General features: G+C 69.3%; 21 protein-coding genes. 12 read left to right on the top strand and 9 right to left on the bottom strand.

The genetic code is table 11. The features are described 5' to 3' along the window. Positions 1–49 precede the first annotated feature (49 nt). The 5 genes from hemE (at position 50) to DEU35_RS10660 (ending at position 3784) form a co-directional block, all read left to right on the top strand. Complete coding sequence (hemE, locus tag DEU35_RS10680; protein ID WP_116239712.1) at positions 50–1087, top strand: uroporphyrinogen decarboxylase; 1038 nt, start codon at positions 50–52, stop codon at positions 1085–1087. After that, positions 1084–2592, top strand: a complete 1509-nt coding sequence (gene hemG / locus DEU35_RS10675; RefSeq protein WP_116239498.1) for a protoporphyrinogen oxidase — start codon at positions 1084–1086, stop codon at positions 2590–2592. The genes hemE and hemG overlap by 4 nt, the downstream gene beginning before the upstream one ends. A gap of 108 nt (positions 2593–2700) precedes the next feature. Then, positions 2701–3102 (top strand): hypothetical protein, encoded by a 402-nt coding sequence (locus tag DEU35_RS10670; RefSeq protein WP_174799712.1) that lies wholly within the window; start codon positions 2701–2703, stop codon positions 3100–3102. Positions 3103–3105: 3 nt separating this feature from the next. Further along, entirely contained in the window at positions 3106–3516 is a 411-nt protein-coding gene (locus DEU35_RS10665) for a phage holin family protein (protein WP_103208054.1), read from the top strand. Next, positions 3506–3784: a hypothetical protein gene (locus DEU35_RS10660; RefSeq protein WP_103208057.1), complete on the top strand. Its 279-nt coding sequence runs from the start codon at positions 3506–3508 to the stop codon at positions 3782–3784. The genes DEU35_RS10665 and DEU35_RS10660 overlap by 11 nt, the downstream gene beginning before the upstream one ends. A 206-nt stretch (positions 3785–3990) precedes the next feature. Here the strand turns inward: DEU35_RS10660 and DEU35_RS10655 are convergent, their stop codons facing one another. Further along, positions 3991–4779 carry a DUF4239 domain-containing protein gene (locus DEU35_RS10655; protein WP_103208060.1) on the bottom strand — a complete coding sequence of 263 codons (789 nt, stop codon included), beginning with the start codon at positions 4777–4779 and terminating at the stop codon, positions 3991–3993. Positions 4780–4916: 137 nt separating this feature from the next. Between DEU35_RS10655 and hemQ the strand changes: the two genes are divergently transcribed. The 6 genes from hemQ (at position 4917) to DEU35_RS17450 (ending at position 10010) form a co-directional block, all read left to right on the top strand. Further along, a complete protein-coding gene (hemQ, locus tag DEU35_RS10650) occupies positions 4917–5588 on the top strand; it encodes a hydrogen peroxide-dependent heme synthase (RefSeq protein ID WP_103208063.1) in 672 nt (223 codons plus the stop codon). Then, positions 5585–6586, top strand: a complete 1002-nt coding sequence (gene hemC / locus DEU35_RS10645; protein ID WP_116239497.1) for a hydroxymethylbilane synthase — start codon at positions 5585–5587, stop codon at positions 6584–6586. Before hemQ ends, hemC begins: the two co-directional genes overlap by 4 nt. Further along, positions 6583–7398, top strand: a complete 816-nt coding sequence (locus tag DEU35_RS10640; protein ID WP_116239496.1) for a uroporphyrinogen-III synthase — start codon at positions 6583–6585, stop codon at positions 7396–7398. Before hemC ends, DEU35_RS10640 begins: the two co-directional genes overlap by 4 nt. Then, positions 7395–8378: a porphobilinogen synthase gene (gene hemB, locus DEU35_RS10635; RefSeq protein ID WP_116239495.1), complete on the top strand. Its 984-nt coding sequence runs from the start codon at positions 7395–7397 to the stop codon at positions 8376–8378. Before DEU35_RS10640 ends, hemB begins: the two co-directional genes overlap by 4 nt. Positions 8379–8461: 83 nt before the next feature. Beyond that, complete coding sequence (gene hemL / locus DEU35_RS10630; RefSeq protein ID WP_116239711.1) at positions 8462–9802, top strand: glutamate-1-semialdehyde 2,1-aminomutase; 1341 nt, start codon at positions 8462–8464, stop codon at positions 9800–9802. A gap of 76 nt (positions 9803–9878) precedes the next feature. After that, positions 9879–10010 (top strand): hypothetical protein, encoded by a 132-nt coding sequence (locus DEU35_RS17450; protein ID WP_258027907.1) that lies wholly within the window; start codon positions 9879–9881, stop codon positions 10008–10010. On the opposite strand, the gene DEU35_RS10625 is transcribed toward DEU35_RS17450, so the two are convergent. From DEU35_RS10625 to DEU35_RS10605, 6 genes are all read right to left on the bottom strand, one after another. Then, entirely contained in the window at positions 10011–10283 is a 273-nt protein-coding gene (locus tag DEU35_RS10625; protein WP_147301860.1) for a hypothetical protein, read from the bottom strand. A gap of 431 nt (positions 10284–10714) precedes the next feature. Next, positions 10715–11095: an SseB family protein gene (locus DEU35_RS16860; RefSeq protein WP_147301859.1), complete on the bottom strand. Its 381-nt coding sequence runs from the start codon at positions 11093–11095 to the stop codon at positions 10715–10717. Between the two features lie 366 nt (positions 11096–11461). Continuing rightward, complete coding sequence (locus DEU35_RS10620) at positions 11462–11848, bottom strand: hypothetical protein (protein WP_116239493.1); 387 nt, start codon at positions 11846–11848, stop codon at positions 11462–11464. Positions 11849–11861: 13 nt separating this feature from the next. Next, on the bottom strand, positions 11862–13169 hold the full coding sequence (locus DEU35_RS10615) for a TNT domain-containing protein (protein WP_116239492.1): 1308 nt from the start codon (positions 13167–13169) through the stop codon (positions 11862–11864). Next, entirely contained in the window at positions 13166–13480 is a 315-nt protein-coding gene (locus tag DEU35_RS10610) for a hypothetical protein (protein WP_056224595.1), read from the bottom strand. Before DEU35_RS10610 ends, DEU35_RS10615 begins: the two co-directional genes overlap by 4 nt. A 5-nt stretch (positions 13481–13485) precedes the next feature. Further along, positions 13486–13887 carry a YbaB/EbfC family nucleoid-associated protein gene (locus tag DEU35_RS10605; RefSeq protein ID WP_181904632.1) on the bottom strand — a complete coding sequence of 134 codons (402 nt, stop codon included), beginning with the start codon at positions 13885–13887 and terminating at the stop codon, positions 13486–13488. 84 nt (positions 13888–13971) lie between these two features. On the opposite strand from DEU35_RS10605, the gene cofD reads away from it, so the two are divergent. Further along, positions 13972–14937, top strand: coding sequence for a 2-phospho-L-lactate transferase (cofD, locus tag DEU35_RS10600; RefSeq protein WP_116239490.1), 966 nt, complete (start codon positions 13972–13974; stop codon positions 14935–14937). Positions 14938–15012: 75 nt separating this feature from the next. Here the strand turns inward: cofD and cofC are convergent, their stop codons facing one another. Further along, positions 15013–15648 (bottom strand): 2-phospho-L-lactate guanylyltransferase, encoded by a 636-nt coding sequence (cofC, locus tag DEU35_RS10595; RefSeq protein WP_116239710.1) that lies wholly within the window; start codon positions 15646–15648, stop codon positions 15013–15015. Positions 15649–15808: 160 nt separating this feature from the next. After that, positions 15809–16819, bottom strand: a complete 1011-nt coding sequence (gene fgd / locus DEU35_RS10590; RefSeq protein ID WP_116239489.1) for a glucose-6-phosphate dehydrogenase (coenzyme-F420) — start codon at positions 16817–16819, stop codon at positions 15809–15811. Between the last annotated feature and the right edge of the window lie 6 nt (positions 16820–16825).

Genomic DNA, 16825 nt, shown 5'->3' with positions numbered 1-16825 from the left:
GTCAAGGCATCCCCCGTCTTCCCCAGGCGCGGGTGGAAGGATGGATGCCATGGCCTCTCTCGACGCGCCCCTGCTCCGTGCCCTCCGTGGCGATCGTCCCGAGCGGCAGCCGGTGTGGTTCATGCGTCAGGCTGGGCGTTCGCTGCCCGAGTACCGCGAGCTTCGTGTGGGCACCCGCATGCTCGACGCATGTCTGACTCCCGACCTCGCGGCGGAGATCACCCTCCAGCCCATCCGTCGCCACAAGGTGGATGCGGCCATCTTCTTCAGCGACATCGTGGTGCCGCTGCGTCTGGCCGGCGTCGACGTCGTGATCGAGCCGGGTCGCGGCCCGGTGTTCGCCGACCCCGTCCGCACTGCCGACGACGTGGCGCGGATCACCGCGATCGACCCCGACGACGTCGCCGCCGCGGCCGAGCCGGTGCGCGAGGCGGCCCGGCGCGTCACCGCCGAGCTCGACGAGGCGGTTCCCCTCATCGGGTTCGCCGGTGCCCCCTTCACTCTCGCCGCCTACCTGGTCGAGGGCGGGCCGAGCAAGGAGCACCTGCGGGCGCGCGGCATGATGCACGCCGACCCGGAGTCCTGGCACCGTCTGGCCGGGTGGCTGTCGAAGGTCTCGCGCGCGTTCCTCGACGCGCAGATCGACGGCGGTGCCCAGGCCGTGCAGCTCTTCGACTCGTGGGCGGGGTCGCTCTCGCCCGCCACGTTCCGCGAGTTCATCGCCCCGCATTCTCACGCCGCCCTCGAGGGGATCGAGGTCCCCCGCATCCACTTCGGCGTGGGCACGGGGGCCTTTCTCGACGACATGCGCCTCGGCGGTCTCGCCGACGCGGTGGGGGTCGACTGGCGCATGCCGCTCGACGAGGCCGCGGCGATCGTGGGCCCGGACGTGACGCTGCAGGGAAACCTCGACCCGGCGCTGCTGGGCGCTCCGTGGCCGGTCCTGGCCGCGCACGTCGACGACGTGCTCGCCCGTGGTCGCGCGGCGCGCGCGCACATCCTCAACCTCGGCCACGGCGTGCCGCCCGACACCGATCCCGAGGTGCTGACCCGCATCGTCGCCCGCGCCCACGGAGAAGACGCGTGAGCGAGCCCCTCGACCGGCTCGTCCGTCACGCTCACGAGACGCGGGTCGTCGTCGTCGGCGGCGGCATCTCGGGTCTGGTCGCGGCGCGCGAGTGCGCGAAGGTCGGCCTGCAGGTCACGGTGCTCGAGGCATCCGAGGTGTTCGGCGGAGTCCTCCGAAGCGCCGAGGTCGGCGGGATGACGCTCGACGTCGGCGCCGAGAGCTTCGCGACGCGCGGCGGCATCGTGCGAAAGCTCCTCGACGAACTCGGTCTGTCAGACGACATCGTCTCGCCCAACCCGGCGGGCGCGTGGGTCGCGGGTGTCCCGGGAGTCGGGGCGGCGCCGCTGCCGAAGGGCGGGGTGCTCGGCATCCCCGACAATCCTTTCGCCCCCGACGTGCGACGCGTCATCGGCTGGTCGGGTTCGTGGCGGGCGTACCTCGATCGTCTCCGTCCTCCGCTGACGATCGGTCATGCGCACAGCCTCGGAAAGCTCGTGCGGTCGCGGTTGGGTGCGCGGGTGCTCGAACGCCTGGTCGCTCCGGTCACGAGCGGGGTCTACTCGGCTCGCCCCGACGACATCGACGTCGATCTGGCGGCCCCGGGGCTGAACGCCGCGCTCACGCGGACCGGGTCGCTCACGGGTGCCGTCGCCGACCTCCGTGCGAGCCGCGCGGCCACGCGTCCCGCCGATGCTCCGGCCTCCGACGTCCCCATCGTGTCGGGCGGTGCCGCGAAACACGCCGCCCCGGGCGGCGCGGTCGAGGGGATCGCCGGGGGCATGTCCCGTCTCGTCGACGCTCTCGTCGCGCACCTGCGCGACAGCGACGTCGAGGTGCGCACCGGGGTCTCCGCCCGTTCCCTGGCTCGCACCGACGACGGCTGGGCGGTTGCGACCTCCGCCGACGACGAGCCGCTGCCGGCCCGGGCCGTGATCGTCGCCCTCCCCGAGGGGCCGGCGCGCGAACTTCTCGCTCCCGTCGTCCCCGGTCTCGAGGTGGGCGACCCGGTCGCTCCCGTCGTCGAGGTGGTCACCCTGGTCGTCCATGCCCCCGCGCTCGACCGGGCTCCGCGCGGCACCGGAGTGCTCACCGTTCCCGGAAGCCACGTCGCGAAGGCGCTCACGCACTCCACGGCGAAGTGGGATTGGGTTCGGGATGCCGCTGAGCCCGGCATCCACGTCGTCCGCGTCTCGTTCGGAGCGCAGGGCGAAGAGCCCGCGACCGCCGCTCTCGACGACGACGCGGCCGCCGCCCTGGCCCTCTCGGAGGCCTCGGCGATGCTGGGTGTCGAGTTGTCGGCATCCGCTCTCCGCGACGCCCATCGGGTGCGCTACGTGCAGTCGCAGCCCGCGGCGACCATCGGGCGGGCGGCTGAGACCGCTGCCGCGCGGGGCGCCGTGCGAGCCGTGCGGGGTCTCGGCGTCACCGGCGCGTGGATCTCGGGAACGGGACTCGCCCAGGTCGTTCCCGACGCTCGCGATGAGGCCGACCGTGTGCGCAGCGATGCGCTCTGGTCGAGCTGACCGCGATCCCTACTCGACCGGGTCGCCCTGTCAAGGGCGGATGCCGATCGCGGCATACGTGACTACTGTGAGACTCGACCAGCACTCGTTCGAGCGTGAGGAGACCCCATGAGGGGCAAAGCAGCACTCGTCGTCGGACTCGTGGCGGGCTACGTGCTCGGCGCACGGGCAGGCCGCGACCGGTACGAGCAGATCAAGACTCAGGCCGCGAAGGTCTGGGACCAGCCCGTCGTCCAGGGACAGGTCGAGAAGGTGAAGGCGTTCGGTGTCTCCGCCCTCAAGTCGGTCCCCGGCGTGGTGTGGAAGGGCGCGAAGTCGGTCACCGGCGCCGCCAGCCACTCCGGCACCGTGCAGGAGCGCGTCGAGCGCGCTGGACGCGCCGCCACGCAGTCGGCCCACGAGGTCGCCGATGTCGTCGAGGACTCCGTCGACGACGCGAAGCAGGCGGAGAAGTCGGCCACCACGCGCGCGCGTGCGGCCAAGAGCGGCTCCACCTCGTCCGGGAGCTGACGCATGACCACTCCGCGCGGATTCCGCGATCGTTCCGACGACAGCTTGTTCACCCTCATCGGCGACATCCCCGAGCTGGTGCGCAACCTCGTCGTCGCCGAGATCAACGGGGCGAAGGCGTGGGCGCAGCGCACGGCGAAAGACGCCGGGATCGGCGCCGGATGGTTCGTCGGCGCCCTCATCGTCGTCTTCTGGGCCATTCCGGTGTTCTTCGCCTTCGTGATCGCGGGGCTGTCGTCGTGGTGGCCCGTCTGGCTGTCGGCACTCGTCGTCTTCGGCGTGATGATCGTCATCACCGCGATCCTCGCCCTGCTGGGCTACTCGCGATTCAAGAAGCTCTCGAAGCGCGAGAACCCCGGCCAGGCCATCTCCGAAGACGTCCGGATCGTGAAGGAGGCCCGCGATGAGTATTGATCGTCCCGTCCCCGTCCCGCGTACGGCGGTGCCCCTGGGCATCACCGACCCGGTGAAATCGGCCAGAGCCGAGCTCAAGGCGGCTCTCGCGGCCATCGAGGTCAAGGCCAACGCCCCGCGTCGCGCGAGCGAAGCCGTCGACCGCAAGGTGCGGGAGATCCGCGAGAAGGCTCAGCAGAACCCCGCTGTCGCTGCCGCCGCCGTCGCGGGCGTCGCCGCTCTCGTCGGCCTGGCCGTCTGGGGCATCGTCCGCGCCTACACGCGCTGAGATCGTCCGAAGCGGCCCGTCTCCCTCCGGAGGTCGGGCCGCTTCGCCGTTCCCGGGGCCCGAGCGCCGCCGTCCTGCGGATTTCGGCCGCGACGCGCCGGATCGGGGGTGATCCAGCGGTGTGTCGGCCGTGGTCTCCGAGGGACGGTCCCTGAACGGATGCCGTGACCCCGGCAACCCACCGGTGACCCGGCGCCCGGCCCCGCCTACGGTTCGTTCGCGAAGAGACCCTTCAACAGGTCTTCGAAGTACTCCGGTGTCACGGCGATCGGGCCCGCGTAGGCGTGGTCGAACCCGGCGATCGCGTACAGCAGCAGGGCTACGAACAGCGCGAGCATGCTCGACATCAACAGGTGCACCCGCAGGTTCCGCACCTCGATCAGCCCGAGGAGGATCGCGTTGAGCACCGCGCCGACGCCCAGCACGATCCAGAGCACACTCGGCAGCGCGAGGTGGGTGAGCGCGATGCGGTCGCGGCGGTTCTCCACCAGCAGCTGGAACTGATCGAGGGACTGCTGCACGTAGAGGGTCTCGGCGGCCGTCGTCGGCTGCACGGCGCCGATCGCCCGTTGCATGGCCGAGACATTGGCATCCGTCTCGGCTGGAATCTCCAGACGCCGCTGTCGTGGCCAATCGAGGTCGATGACGTTGCGGGCGTACTGGGTGATCTGAGCCTGCAGTTCGTCGCCCTGAGGGTCGGGGAGGAGGGCCGCGGTGCGATACAGCGAGGCGAGCGACGACGACTCCTCGAGGACCACGCCGTCGACCTCGGTGAAGTTGCTGTACGCCGCCGTGGCGATGAGAGCGAGGGTGACACCGTAGAAGACGCCGTAGACGCCGACCGCGTAGCTGAGGACGCGGTCCCATTCCTCACCGCGAGGTGCCGCCCGGCGAACCCACTTCCGCAGCGCCAGCAGGATCGCGCACGAGCCTCCGACGACCAGGACGATGAACAGCGGCAGCCCCAGGTACATGGGCAGGTCGTACAACCACATCGGCACGCCTTTCGCTCGACGTCCTCCGACGCCGTCGTCGCACAGTACCAACGGGGGAGCGGCGTGCGCACGTGGCGGTGGTTCGTCGGCGAGTCAACCGGTTTGGACCGCCGCCCCGAGCGGACGAGACTGGGAGTATGTCCGACGACAGCTCCTCCTCTGTGTACACGCTGTGGGCGGTTTTCCGCCGCGATCCCGAAAACGCGGTCACCGCCGCCGATGCGACCGAACTCGCCGATCTCGTCTCGCTCATCGAGGCCGACGGTGTCACGGTGCGCGGCTTCTATGACGTGAGCGGTCTGCGCGCCGACGCCGACCTCATGGTCTGGATGCACGGCGAAGATCCCCAGGCGCTCCAGCGCGACCTGCGACGCCTGCGCCGCACCGACCTGCTCAAGAACCTCCTCCCCACGTGGAACGCCATGGGCGTGCACCGCGACGCGGAGTTCAACCGCTCGCACGTGCCCGGCTTCCTCCGGGGCATCGAGGCGCAGCAGTGGCTGTGCCTGTACCCCTTCGTGCGCAGCTACGAGTGGTACCTCCTGCCCGAGGCCGAGCGCCGCGAGATGCTCATCGAGCACGGCAAGAAGGGCTCGGCGTACAAGGGCGTCATCGCCAACACGGTGGCGTCCTTCGCCCTCGGCGACTACGAGTGGCTCCTGCCCATGGAAGCCGACGTGCTCACCGACCTCGTCGACATGATGCGCGACCTGCGGTACACCGAGGCCCGTCGCCACGTGCGCGAGGAGGTGCCGTTCTACACCGGTCGGCTGGTCACTCTCGACGAGATCCCCGAGATCCTTCAGTGACCGCGCCCCTGCGTCTCGGCACTCGCCGCAGCAATCTGGCGATGACCCAGTCGCAGATGGTCGCCGACGCCGTGTCCGCGGCATCCGGTCGTCTCGTCGAACTGGTGCCCATCGTCTCGGAGGGCGACGTCAACCGCGCCTCGCTGTCGCAGCTGGGCGGGCGCGGGGTGTTCGCGAACGGTCTGCGCGAGGCTCTCACGGCGGATCGCTGCGACTTCCTCGTGCACTCGCTCAAAGACCTGCCGACCCAGCAGCCCGACGGTCTCGTCATCGCGGCGACGCCCGCGCGTGCGGACGCGCGCGACGTCGTCGTCACCCGCGACGGCACGCCTCTGGGCGCCCTCGGCGCGGGGGCGCGCGTGGGAACCGGGTCGCCCCGCCGCATCGCCCAGGCGCTGCGTCACAACCCGCGGGTCGATATCCACGACATCCGCGGCAACGTCGACTCGCGTCTCGCCCGGGTACGCGACGGAGAATTGGATGCCGTGATCCTCGCGGCCGCGGGCATCTCGCGGCTGGGCGGAGACCTCGGCGGCCTTCTCGCCGAAGAGCTGGGTCTGTCGGAGTGGCCGACGGCTCCGGGGCAGGGGTCGCTCGCCGTCGAGACGCGCGACGATATCGATGCCGAGATCTACGCCGCCCTCGCCCAGTTGGACGACGAACGTACGCGCGTGGCGATCACGGCCGAGCGCACGGTTCTCTCGGCACTCGATGCCGGGTGCAGCGCACCCGTGGGCACGCACGCCTCGCTCGTGGAGGGCGACCTTCGCCTGCGCGCGGTCGTCTACGCTCTCGATGGAACGCAACGGATCGGCATAGACCGGACGGTGCGTCTCGACCCGGGGTATGGTGGGGACACTACGGGCAGTGGCAATGGAGCGGATGCTGCCGACGACGGGGGACCGATCGCGCAAGCGACGCGAGCGGGCCAAGAAGCCGCGCGTCGGTTGCTCGAACGCGGGGCGGCCGATCTGGTACCACGAGAGTCGACCACATGAACGAAGGCCATCAGCACACGCCGAACCCCTCGACGGGCAGCGTGCCGAAACCCCTTGCCGGTCGACGCGTCCTCGTGCCGCGAGGTGGCCCCTGGGGCGACGGCGTCGCCGCGAGCCTTCGACAGCTCGGCGCCGTGCCCGTGATCGCGCCGCTGATCAACTTCGCCCCCACGAACGACCAGGCGACGCTCGATGAGGCCCTCGCCGATCTCGCCGCCGGCGCCTTCGACTGGCTGACGCTCACGAGCGCCACCACCGTCGACGTGCTGTACGCCTACAAGGCGGTCATCCCCGCCGAGACGAAGGTCGCGGTCGTCGGTGAGACCACGGCGGCTGCGATGCAGGCTGTCGGCTATCGCGTCGACCTCGTCCCCGAGCGTGACAACTCCGCCCAGGGCATGGCCGAGCAGATGATCGAGCTCGAGACCGAGCCGCGCACGGTCCTCACCCTCCGCAGCGAGATCGCCAAGCCGGTGCTCACGCGCCTGCTCATCGAGGCCGGGCACGACGTGCGCAGCGTCGTCGCCTATCGCACGGTCGGCGTCCCCGTCACCGAGAAGATCGCGGGCGACGTGCAGTCGGGGCGTATCAACGCCATCCTCGTCACCAGTGGCTCGGTGGCCGAGCAGGTCGTCGATCAGTTCCCCGAGATCCCGGCATCCACGGTCATCGCCGCGATCGGGCCGCGTACCGCCAAGGATGCCAAGCGCGCCGGACTCAGCGTCGACGTCGTGGCCGAGACCCAGACGGTCGACTCCCTCATCGACGCCGTCGCCCGCTTCCCCCTGAACTCCGACGAATCGACCCCATGAGTTTTCCCGAGCACCGCCCGCGGCGTCTGCGCCGCACCCCCGCCGTCCGTCGTCTCGCCCGCGAGACGCACCTCGTCCCCTCGCAGCTGGTCCTGCCGCTCTTCGTGCGCGAGGGCATCACGGAGCCGAGCCCCATCGGCTCCATGCCCGGCATCGTGCAGCACTCGATCGATTCCCTGCGCCGCGCGGCGGCCGAGGCAGCCGAGCAGCGCATCGGCGGCGTCATGCTGTTCGGCGTGCCCGAGACGCGTGACGCGGTGGGTTCCGGGGCCGACGACCCGAACGGCATCCTGAACCTCGCCACCGAGGCCGTCGTGGCCGAGGTCGGCGACGCGGTGGTCGTGCAGACCGACCTGTGCCTCGACGAGTTCACCGATCACGGCCACTGCGGCGTGCTGCGCGAAGACGGCGCCGTCGACAACGACGCGACGCTCGATCGCTACACGGCGATGGGTCTGGCGCAGGCGCGCGCGGGCTCGGCCATGCTGGGCCTGTCGGGAATGATGGACGGCCAGGTCGGTGCGGTGCGTGAGGCGCTGGATGCCGAGGGATTCACCGACACCCTGATCCTGGCGTACTCGGCCAAGTATGCGGGCGCGTTCTACGGCCCCTTCCGCGAGGCCGTCGACTCGCAGCTGAAGGGTGATCGCCGCTCGTACCAGCTCGATCCCGGCAACGGCCGCGAAGGAGTACGCGAGGCGCTGCTCGACGTCGAAGAGGGCGCCGATGTCGTCATGGTCAAGCCGGCCCTGCCGTACCTCGACGTGCTGGCAGACGTGAAGGCGTCGGTCGACGTGCCGGTCTGGGCCTACCAGGTGTCGGGCGAGTACGCGATGGTCGAGGCTGCCGCCGCTCACGGCTGGATCGACCGTCGGGGCGCGATCATGGAGAGCCTGCTCGGCATCCGCCGTGCCGGCGCCGACGCGATCCTGACGTACTGGGCCGTCGAGGCCGCCCGCTGGCTGCGCGCCGAGCTCTGAGCCCTGTCTTGCGGGGTTGTCGGGTGGCCGTGAAGCGTCGGGATCCGACCCCTTTCCCCGTGCTGCCCGGAAGAATGGATGCCATGACCGATCTCAACGACCAGTGGTTCGCCCGCGCCAAGGACGTCATCCCGGGTGGCGTGAACTCGCCCGTGCGCGCGTACGGTTCCGTGGGTGGAACGCCGCGGTTCGTCCAGTCGGCGTCCGGCCCGCGGATCACGGATGCCGCGGGTCGCGAGTACGTGGATCTCGTCGCTTCATGGGGTCCGGCGCTCCTCGGCCATGCGCACCCCGAGGTGGTCGGGGCGGTGCAGTCCGCGGCATCCCGTGGTCTGTCCTTCGGGGCGCCCACGGGAGCCGAGGTCGAGCTCGCCGATCTCGTCGCGCAGCGCGTGCAGGTCGGCGATCTGAAGCCGATCGAGAAGGTGCGTCTGGTGTCGACCGGTACCGAGGCGACCATGACGGCGATCCGTCTGGCGCGCGGCGTCACCGGCCGCGATCTGCTCATCAAGTTCGCCGGTCACTACCACGGGCACTCCGACGGGCTGCTGGCTGCGGCGGGCTCGGGGGTCGCCACGCTCGCGCTGCCCGGTTCGGCGGGTGTCCCCGCTCCGATCGCCGCGCAGACGCTCGTGCTGCCGTACAACGACCTCGACGCCGTGCGCGAGGTGTTCGCGGTGCACGGCGAGAACATCGCCGCGATCATCGTCGAGGCCGCCTCGGCCAACATGGGAGTCGTTCCGCCGCTCCCCGGCTTCAACGCGGCGCTGGCCGACATCGCCCACAGCCACGGCGCCCTGTTGATCATGGACGAGGTGCTCACCGGATTCCGCGTGCACCCCGCCGGCTTCTGGGGCCTGCAGGCGTCGCAGGGCGAGCGCTACCTGCCCGACATCCTCACGTACGGCAAGGTCATCGGCGGCGGCATGCCTCTGGCGGCCCTCGCCGGTCGCGCCGAGATCATGGACCACCTCGCGCCGCTGGGCCCGGTGTACCAGGCGGGAACGCTGTCGGGGAACCCGCTGTCGGTCGCCGCGGGTCTCGCGACGCTGCGGCTCGCGACTCCCGAGGTCTACGCCGCCGTCGACGCCGCAGCCGCGCAGCTCGCCGATGCGCTGGATGCCGCCCTGACGGCGGAGGGCGTCGTGCACGCCGTCCCGCGCGCGGGCTCGCTGTTCGGTGTCGCGTTCCTGCCCGAGGTGCCCCTCGACTACGCCACGGCGCTCACGCAGCAGTCGTACCGGTACGCGCCGTTCTTCCACGCGATGCTGGATGCCGGCATCTCGCTGCCCCCGAGCGTGTTCGAGGCGTGGTTCCTCACCGCGGCGCACGACGAGGTCGCTCTCGGTCGCGTGCTCGAGGCGCTGCCCGTGGCCGCGAAAGCGGCGGCCGAAGCGCTGGATCCGACGCTGCTCGCGCAGTAGGGATCATCCCCGAGGGGGATGCGTTTCGTCCTCTGCGATGATGCGCGGGCGCAGGCCCGGTCGAGAGGCTGGAGTCATGCTCCCCGCACGCCCCGCGCCGTCCGCCTTCTCGCAGCTGTTCTCGCGATTCGTGGCCTGGTGGCCGACATCGATGGCCCCGCGGCGCCGTCGTGCGACCTGGCAGCCGTGCCCGCGCGGTCAGGTCTGATCAGCGCCAGGTCCAGCTGAGCAGGGCCGAGAGAGCCCGGATGCCGGCTTCACCGACGTCATCGCGCTCGGCCACGAGCGCGCGGACGGTGCGGTCGGCCCACGCGGCGAGATCCGTGGCGTCGGCGCCGGGGGTCACGGCATCCATTCGCTCGATCAGGCCCTCGACACGGGCGCGGAGGGCTCGATCGGGGACGGACTCGGGATGCCGGCCGGGGACGGCGGAGCCGTCGGCCCAGATGTAGGCGGTGAGGGCGGTGTCGAGGGAGGTCATGGTGCGTCCCTCGCTGAGCTCATGAGGCTGGTCCACAGCGTCCTCGGAATCGTGCGCCGGCCGGGGGTTACAGGCCGAGTGAATGCCGCAAAGCTTCGTTCGCATCGCGGTTGATCCGTTCGGATTCGGCTCTTTCCGCTGCGTCGCGAGGCGCACCAGGTCGGCGGCTTCTCCGGATTGCATCCAGGGCGAAGGCGCACGCGTCCGATTCCGAATCGAATCGCGCGAGTTCGGTCCACTGTCCGCGCTCCTGCGTCCCGACTACGAACCCGCTCGATTTCTCGTGCAAAAGGACGAGAGTGCCCAGGATGGGGTCCCCGTCGCCGACGTGCGGGTGATCCGGGCTGGACACGGGGGCCGAGCCGAATTCGTCGCGGAGAATGCCGCAGAGTTCTTCGAATTTTATCTCGCGCATTTGTACTTCGCACCCGTCAGAGGCCAATCTCAGCGCGGATCGCCGAGATACCCTTTGGCGCAATATCAAAACCGATCGTGGAGCCCGCGTTGAGGACGATACCCTGGTCGCTTGGGACGCCGGTGAGGAGTTTCAGTCCAGTCATCGCCACCATGTACGGTGCGAGGTCTCGAATCCCGTTACCCCGATCAAGCTCTGAATAGCAGGCCACCATTTGGGTACCGTCGCGTTCGAAAAGAACGGGCTGGAAATTTGCCATTCCCTCACCTGGTTCGGTGCCGCTCGGAACGTAAATTGTGCTCGATGCGAAAACCCAAAATATCGTTTGCATGTTCAAGAGATTTTCGCGCCCTCGCACTAGGGCGATCTCAAGCACGTTTCGAGGATCATCGGTCATTTCAGAGGTCTCCGGAAGTGCTTCTTGAGTGTCGCATGCGTCACCGGGTTTTGGTATTGCTGTGTGCCTACCCGCCATGTTGCGTAGAAATCGCATCTGTTGAGAAGGTCCGACGCCCTCTCTAACCGCACTTTGTCCGTATGTCGGATCTGGATTGAGGGGGCCGTCGTAAAAGTGCGTTTGATCCCCAGAATCTGCAACCATAGGTCGTCGAAGCTCTGCTGAATCAACCGGAAAATGCAAAGCACAGAGGTCCGTGCCCGCCGCAGCGGCCACCGGAGCTCGACCGGTTTCTCGGGCGAGATCGTCTAGCGGGTGGATCTTGGCCGAGTCTTCGTGCGGTGCGGTATGAGCCAGCAAGCTCAGTTACGCGAATGGACTTTCGATTCCCTGCGCTTCGTCCAGTTTGCGGATGCGTTCGTACATCACCTGAGCGTCGTTGAGAGCAGCTGCGCGGTCTTCGGCACTCTCTCCAAGACCGGAGCGGGCGGACTTGATCTTCTGCCAGGCCCACTGGCAGGCCGCATCCTCGTCTGGGAAGTGGACGGGTGCACCATCGGTACCTACCACTGTCTCGACTTTGCTGCGGAAGTCGCCCTGGGTGGCGGTCCAACTTCCGTCTGGATGCGGAATCAGGGTCAGGAACGCCGAGCTCGGTCGCCCCGTTCGCGCAATGTCAATGAGGTAGCTGCCGAAATTCTCACCCACGTTGGGGAGGCTCTCAACCTTTTCGACAAGATCTTCGAAGTTCACCTCGCCACGCTCCTTATCCTAGGAATTTGTTATCGATCCAATATTTTATTCCACCTGGAAAGTGGAACTGAACACCACCGCCCGGTTGCTCGAATGCCTCGGCAATCCGGCCGAATGTGACCTCCGGCGGCAAGGGCTTGAGTACTTTTAGATCGTATGAAGAGAAACTCGGCGAAAGACGGTCCGGGGGTACACTCCGCGCTCCGAAGCTGACGCCTGCCGGAGATGCAAACTCACCTAGATCGTCTGCCGCTGCTACCGGAGAGATGCGGTTAATGCTCATTCCAGGCTGCAGGACGGAGGACGCCGGTCGGACTGGGTACGAGGTGTCGAACCCGTTGCTGGGTGGCCATTTCCATTCTGGGTATCCTCGATCCGTAAACCGTCGCAGGTGAGCATCGATGAAGCCCGGACCATCCAGGTCACCGAACGGTTTGTAACCGGGCAGGTGCGCGTTGGACGCCCACTGCTCCATGTCGCTCACGAGCTTGTTTCGTCGCGGGTCCAACCGCCGCACGCCCGGAAGAGCAGCGACGGCTTCTTTGGCGTTGTGAACAGCAGTTTTTCCCTTGTCGAGCACACCGGAGAACATTTTGGAGCCCTGAGCCATCAGCGCCCGCAGCTCAGTCAACAGGTCGCCGAGCTTGCCGCACGAGCGCAGCAGACCGGTGAGCTTGCCGCTGATCTTCGCGGTCCAGCTGGCGACGCGGGAAGAGACCTGCGAGATGATCCAGGGGGTGGCGATGCCAACGGTGACGACGGCTTCGGTGGCCCACGAGATCGCTGAACCGACGAGTTGGGACAGGATGTCGCGCACGAGGTCGTGGACGACCTGGACGATCGTCGAGGCGATCTGAAGTCCGGTGGCCATGGCGCCCGCCCATTGGCCCGACGCGCGGATGTGGGCGGCGGCGTCGGTCTGGAAGCGGCGGTAGGCCTCGATCGCTTCGCCGGCCATGTCGTCGAGGTCGCTGACGACGCGGTCGAGGTAGTCGGCGGAGCTGTTGAGCTGGTTCTGGACGTTGGTCCACGTCTGCGAGAACCCGGCGACGGCGCCGGCGTCTCCGGTCAGGTCGTTGAACCAGCCTTTGATCGGCTCGAAGTGGTCGATGAGCCACCCGAGGCCAGCGGCGATGAGCGAGCCGAGGGGGTCGATGGCGGTGGCGACGGTGTCGACGACCGTGCTGAAGGCCGCGAGGCCGCCTTCGACCCAGTTACCGGACTCGATGGCGGATGCCAACTGGGTCCCGGAATCGAGGAGGCCGGCACCGCTGAACGGCGTCGCTGTGTCGACGGGACCTGCGACGAGCGCGTTGCTCACAGGCCCGTCTCCAACGCGCGGATCGACTCGAGCACCTTCTGCTCGTACGCGTCCATGTCGCTGCCGACGCCGACGATCTCGGTGGCGGAGCGGCGCACCATGTCTTCGGCGGCACCGATCAACGACCGCGCGGCGTCGGCCACCATCGTCGCGGGCGGCACGAGGAACGAGCACAGAACCCCGAACGCCTCGGCGTTCAATCCGCCGGACGATCCCGCGTCACGGGCGACGGAGATGTCGGATGCCACGGCGCTCAGCCGCGAGGCGTGCGAGCCGATGAGCTCGGAGTCGACGGCGATGCGATCGGCCACGCGCGTCAGACCCGGAAGCCCATGGGCTGAGACGGGGGCTCACGATCGAGCTCGCCCGCGAGGTGACCGACGATCGGCGAATCAGCGCCGAACGCGACCCGCGTGATCTCCAGAGCCTGTTCACCCGCCAGCACCTGAGCGCGCCCGGCGGTCTCGACGATCAGTTGCTCCAGAGCATCGGGACGCAGCTCGTACGCCGCATCGGCGAGGCGGATACCGGCCAGACGCCCCGCGGCGTCGACGGTCACCGTGACCTCGCGACGGGGAGACGTCGCCGAGGCCCGAACCGCATCGATGTCCGCCTGCACCTGCTGCGCCTGCGCTGCCCGCGTCTGCGCTTCGGCCACCTGCTGCTCGATCCGGGCAATAGCCGCCTCGGCCTCGCGAGAAGAGAAGAGGTCTGTCACTCGGGTGATGCTAGTCCCCGAGTCCATGACCTGGGTCAAAGATGTGAGAAGTCTCATGTCCCCGCCGGGTGAAAGACTGAACCAATGCGTCCTCCCCAGCCCCGTGTCGTCGTGCTCGCCGGTGGAGTCGGCGGGTCGAAGTTCACCCTCGGCGTCCGCGCCGCCCTTCGTCGGCTGGGCGCTGCCGAGGCCACGGTCATCGTCAACACGGGCGACGATCTGTGGCTCTCCGGTGTGCGTTTGCAACCCGACGTCGACTCGATCACCTACGCCCTCGCCGGGGTCAACGACACCGAGCGCGGCTGGGGCCGCGCCGGTGACACCGAGCGCGTCAACGAGGAACTCCAGGCGTGGGGCGCGGGCTGGCCGTGGTTCACCCTCGGCGACCTCGACCTCGGGACACATCTCGCGCGCACCGGCTGGTTGCGGGACGGCCTCACTCCGACCCAGGTGCTCGCGCGCATGGCGGAGCGGTGGCCGCTCGGCATCCGGATGCTTCCCATGACCGACAGCGAGGTCGACACGCACGTGCTGCTCGAAGACGGCGGGCGTCTGCACTTCCAGGAGTGGTGGACGCGCCACCGGGCGAAGCTCACCCCGCTCGCCTTCGAGAACCCGGGGATAGCGGATGCCGCACCCGCGCCGGGCGTGACGGATGCCATCGTGTCGGCGGACGTGGTGCTGATCGCGCCGTCGAACCCCGTCGTGTCCATCGGGCCGATCCTGGCTGTGCCTGGGATTCGGGATGCCGTGCGGGAGACGTCGGCGAAAGTCGTCGGCGTCTCGCCGATCATCGGCGGGCGGGTCGTGCGCGGCATGGCCGACGTGTGCCTGACGGCGATCGGGGTCGAGACCTCGGCCGCGGCCGTCGCGCGGCACTACGGCGCGCGGTCGGCGGGCGGCATGCTCGACGCGTGGCTGGTGGCCGAAGAGGATGCGGCCGCGGCGCCCGAGGTCGAGGCGGCGGGAGTTCGGGCCGTGGTGACGCCGCTGTGGATGCGCGACGAGGAGTCGTCGGCAGCGATCGCCGAGGCGGCGCTGGGGGCCTGACACAAGCTCAGACGGCCGCGGAATCGGAGAATCGCGCCGAATTCGAGTGCCGCGCGCTCCCGCGTCGCGCGGCGCTCAGGCCGCAGCCGCCGCCAACACAGCCGACGTGCGCGGGCCCACACCCAGCGCTACGGCCTCGGACAGCTGCGCGGCGGTGTCGACGTCGCGGTGCAGCGTCGAGTCGCGCGCGACGGCGAGGTCGGTGCAGCCGAGCAGGCGGTGACGGGCGGCCGAGTCGCGGCCGAAGGCCGAGACCCACACGGCTCCCGCGCGAGCGGTGATCAGGGTGGAGCCGGTGGTCTCGGCATCCGGGACCAGACCCCGCTCGACGGATGCCGCGAGCTCGAGCGCGGCGTCGAGATCGGCGGGCCGCAGGGCGGGCACGTCGCCGAGCAGGGCGGCGCGGGGCGAACCAACACCCGCGATGGCTGCCCCCAGAGCAATGGCGGCGTCGAGGCCGCGGGTGTCGCCCTCGGGCACGACCTCGACGGTGCGGGACCGCCGGTACTCGGCGCGGACGCCCTCGTCGTCGGTGACGACGATGACGCGCGATACGAGGTCGGCCGCGGCTGCTGCCGCGATGGTGTCGAGCGCGATGGCGCGCGCGAGCGCCTCGCGGTCGGTGCCGACGTCGGTGAGACGCGTCTTGCCGACCGCGGCGGGCTTCACCGGGACGAGGATCGTCCAGCCGGAGGTGTCAGGGGTGCTCATCGCCTCCATTGTGTGCCGAACCCCCGACATTTCCGCTCGGGGGTGGCGGGGTGCCGCGAAACGTGCACGCGGGTCATCTCGGTGAACGGTGCCGGTGCGGACGCCGCGCCCCGCTCCGACTTCGGCGCCCAGCACTCCCGCCCAGCCCGCGCTGCCCGCCTCAGGCGAAGCGCTTGCGCAGGCGCGGGAGGATCTCCTCGCCGTACATGCGCAGGAACTCCTCCTGGTCGTGGCCCGGGTCGTGGAACACGAGGTGGCGGAAGCCGAGGTCGACGTACTGCGCGATGCGCTCGACGTGCTCGTCGGGGTCGGTCGAGACGATGAAGCGCGACGCCGCCCGCTCGATCGGCAGCTCGTTCGCGAGCCGTTGCATCTCGATGGGGTCGTGGACGCTCATCTTCTCTTCGGCGGTGAGGGCGAGCGGCGCCCAGAAGCGTGTCTTCTCCATCGCGGTGTCGTGATCGGGGTGGTACGACACCTTCACCTCCATGAGGGTGTCGACGTCGTCGCGCGTGCGGCCCGCCTTGGCGAGGCCGTCGTCGAGGGCGGGGAGGAGCTTGTCGGTGTAGAGCTCGGGATCCTTGCCGCTCGTGGTGATGTAGCCCTCGGCGATGCGGCCGGCCAGGCGCGTGGCGGCGGGGCCCGAGGCGCCGATGTAGATCGGCACCTTCTGCTCGGGGCGGTCGTAGATCGTGGCGTCCTTGACCGAGTAGTACGTGCCCTCGTAGGTGACCCGCTCGCCCGCCCACAGTTCGTTGATGATCGTGATGGCTTCCTTCAGCCGCTGGAAGCGCTCCGGCGGCTCGGGCCACTCGAGACCGAGGGTGACCTCGTTCAACGCCTCTCCGGTGCCGACACCGAGCACCACGCGGCCGGGATACATCACGCCGAGGGTCGCGAACACCTGCGCGATGACGCCCGGGTGGTAGCGGAACGTGGGGGTCAGCACCGACGTTCCGATGATGACGCGCTCGGTGCGCGCGCCGAGGGCACCGAGCCAGGGGAGGGCGTTGGGGGCGTGGCCGCCGTCGTGCATCCACGGCTGCAGATGGTCGGAGAGGAAGACGGAGTCGAAGCCCACCTTCTCGGCGAGCACGCCGAACTCGAGCAGCTCGTTCGGCCCGAACTGCTCGCTCGAGGCCTTGTAACCGAATCTCAGCGGAACGCTCATGAACTG

This window comes from Microbacterium sp. AG157, from assembly GCF_003385695.1.
GTDB classification, from domain to species: domain Bacteria; phylum Actinomycetota; class Actinomycetes; order Actinomycetales; family Microbacteriaceae; genus Microbacterium; species Microbacterium testaceum.
Note: the sequence above shows the minus strand (reverse complement) of the source record. Positions and strands in the feature narration are given on the sequence as shown.

Coding starts and splice junctions, on each gene's coding strand:
- DEU35_RS10660 (WP_103208057.1), top strand. CDS start 3,506: ATGAGTATTGATCGTCCCGTCCCCGTCCCGCGTACGGCGGTGCCCCTG.
- DEU35_RS10625 (WP_147301860.1), bottom strand. CDS start 10,283: ATGACCTCCCTCGACACCGCCCTCACCGCCTACATCTGGGCCGACGGC.
- hemL (WP_116239711.1), top strand. CDS start 8,462: ATGACCGATCTCAACGACCAGTGGTTCGCCCGCGCCAAGGACGTCATC.
- DEU35_RS10665 (WP_103208054.1), top strand. CDS start 3,106: ATGACCACTCCGCGCGGATTCCGCGATCGTTCCGACGACAGCTTGTTC.
- DEU35_RS16860 (WP_147301859.1), bottom strand. CDS start 11,095: ATGACCGATGATCCTCGAAACGTGCTTGAGATCGCCCTAGTGCGAGGG.
- DEU35_RS17450 (WP_258027907.1), top strand. CDS start 9,879: ATGCTCCCCGCACGCCCCGCGCCGTCCGCCTTCTCGCAGCTGTTCTCG.
- cofD (WP_116239490.1), top strand. CDS start 13,972: ATGCGTCCTCCCCAGCCCCGTGTCGTCGTGCTCGCCGGTGGAGTCGGC.
- DEU35_RS10670 (WP_174799712.1), top strand. CDS start 2,701: ATGAGGGGCAAAGCAGCACTCGTCGTCGGACTCGTGGCGGGCTACGTG.
- hemE (WP_116239712.1), top strand. CDS start 50: ATGGCCTCTCTCGACGCGCCCCTGCTCCGTGCCCTCCGTGGCGATCGT.
- fgd (WP_116239489.1), bottom strand. CDS start 16,819: ATGAGCGTTCCGCTGAGATTCGGTTACAAGGCCTCGAGCGAGCAGTTC.
- DEU35_RS10640 (WP_116239496.1), top strand. CDS start 6,583: ATGAACGAAGGCCATCAGCACACGCCGAACCCCTCGACGGGCAGCGTG.
- cofC (WP_116239710.1), bottom strand. CDS start 15,648: ATGAGCACCCCTGACACCTCCGGCTGGACGATCCTCGTCCCGGTGAAG.
- DEU35_RS10655 (WP_103208060.1), bottom strand. CDS start 4,779: ATGTGGTTGTACGACCTGCCCATGTACCTGGGGCTGCCGCTGTTCATC.
- hemB (WP_116239495.1), top strand. CDS start 7,395: ATGAGTTTTCCCGAGCACCGCCCGCGGCGTCTGCGCCGCACCCCCGCC.
- hemQ (WP_103208063.1), top strand. CDS start 4,917: ATGTCCGACGACAGCTCCTCCTCTGTGTACACGCTGTGGGCGGTTTTC.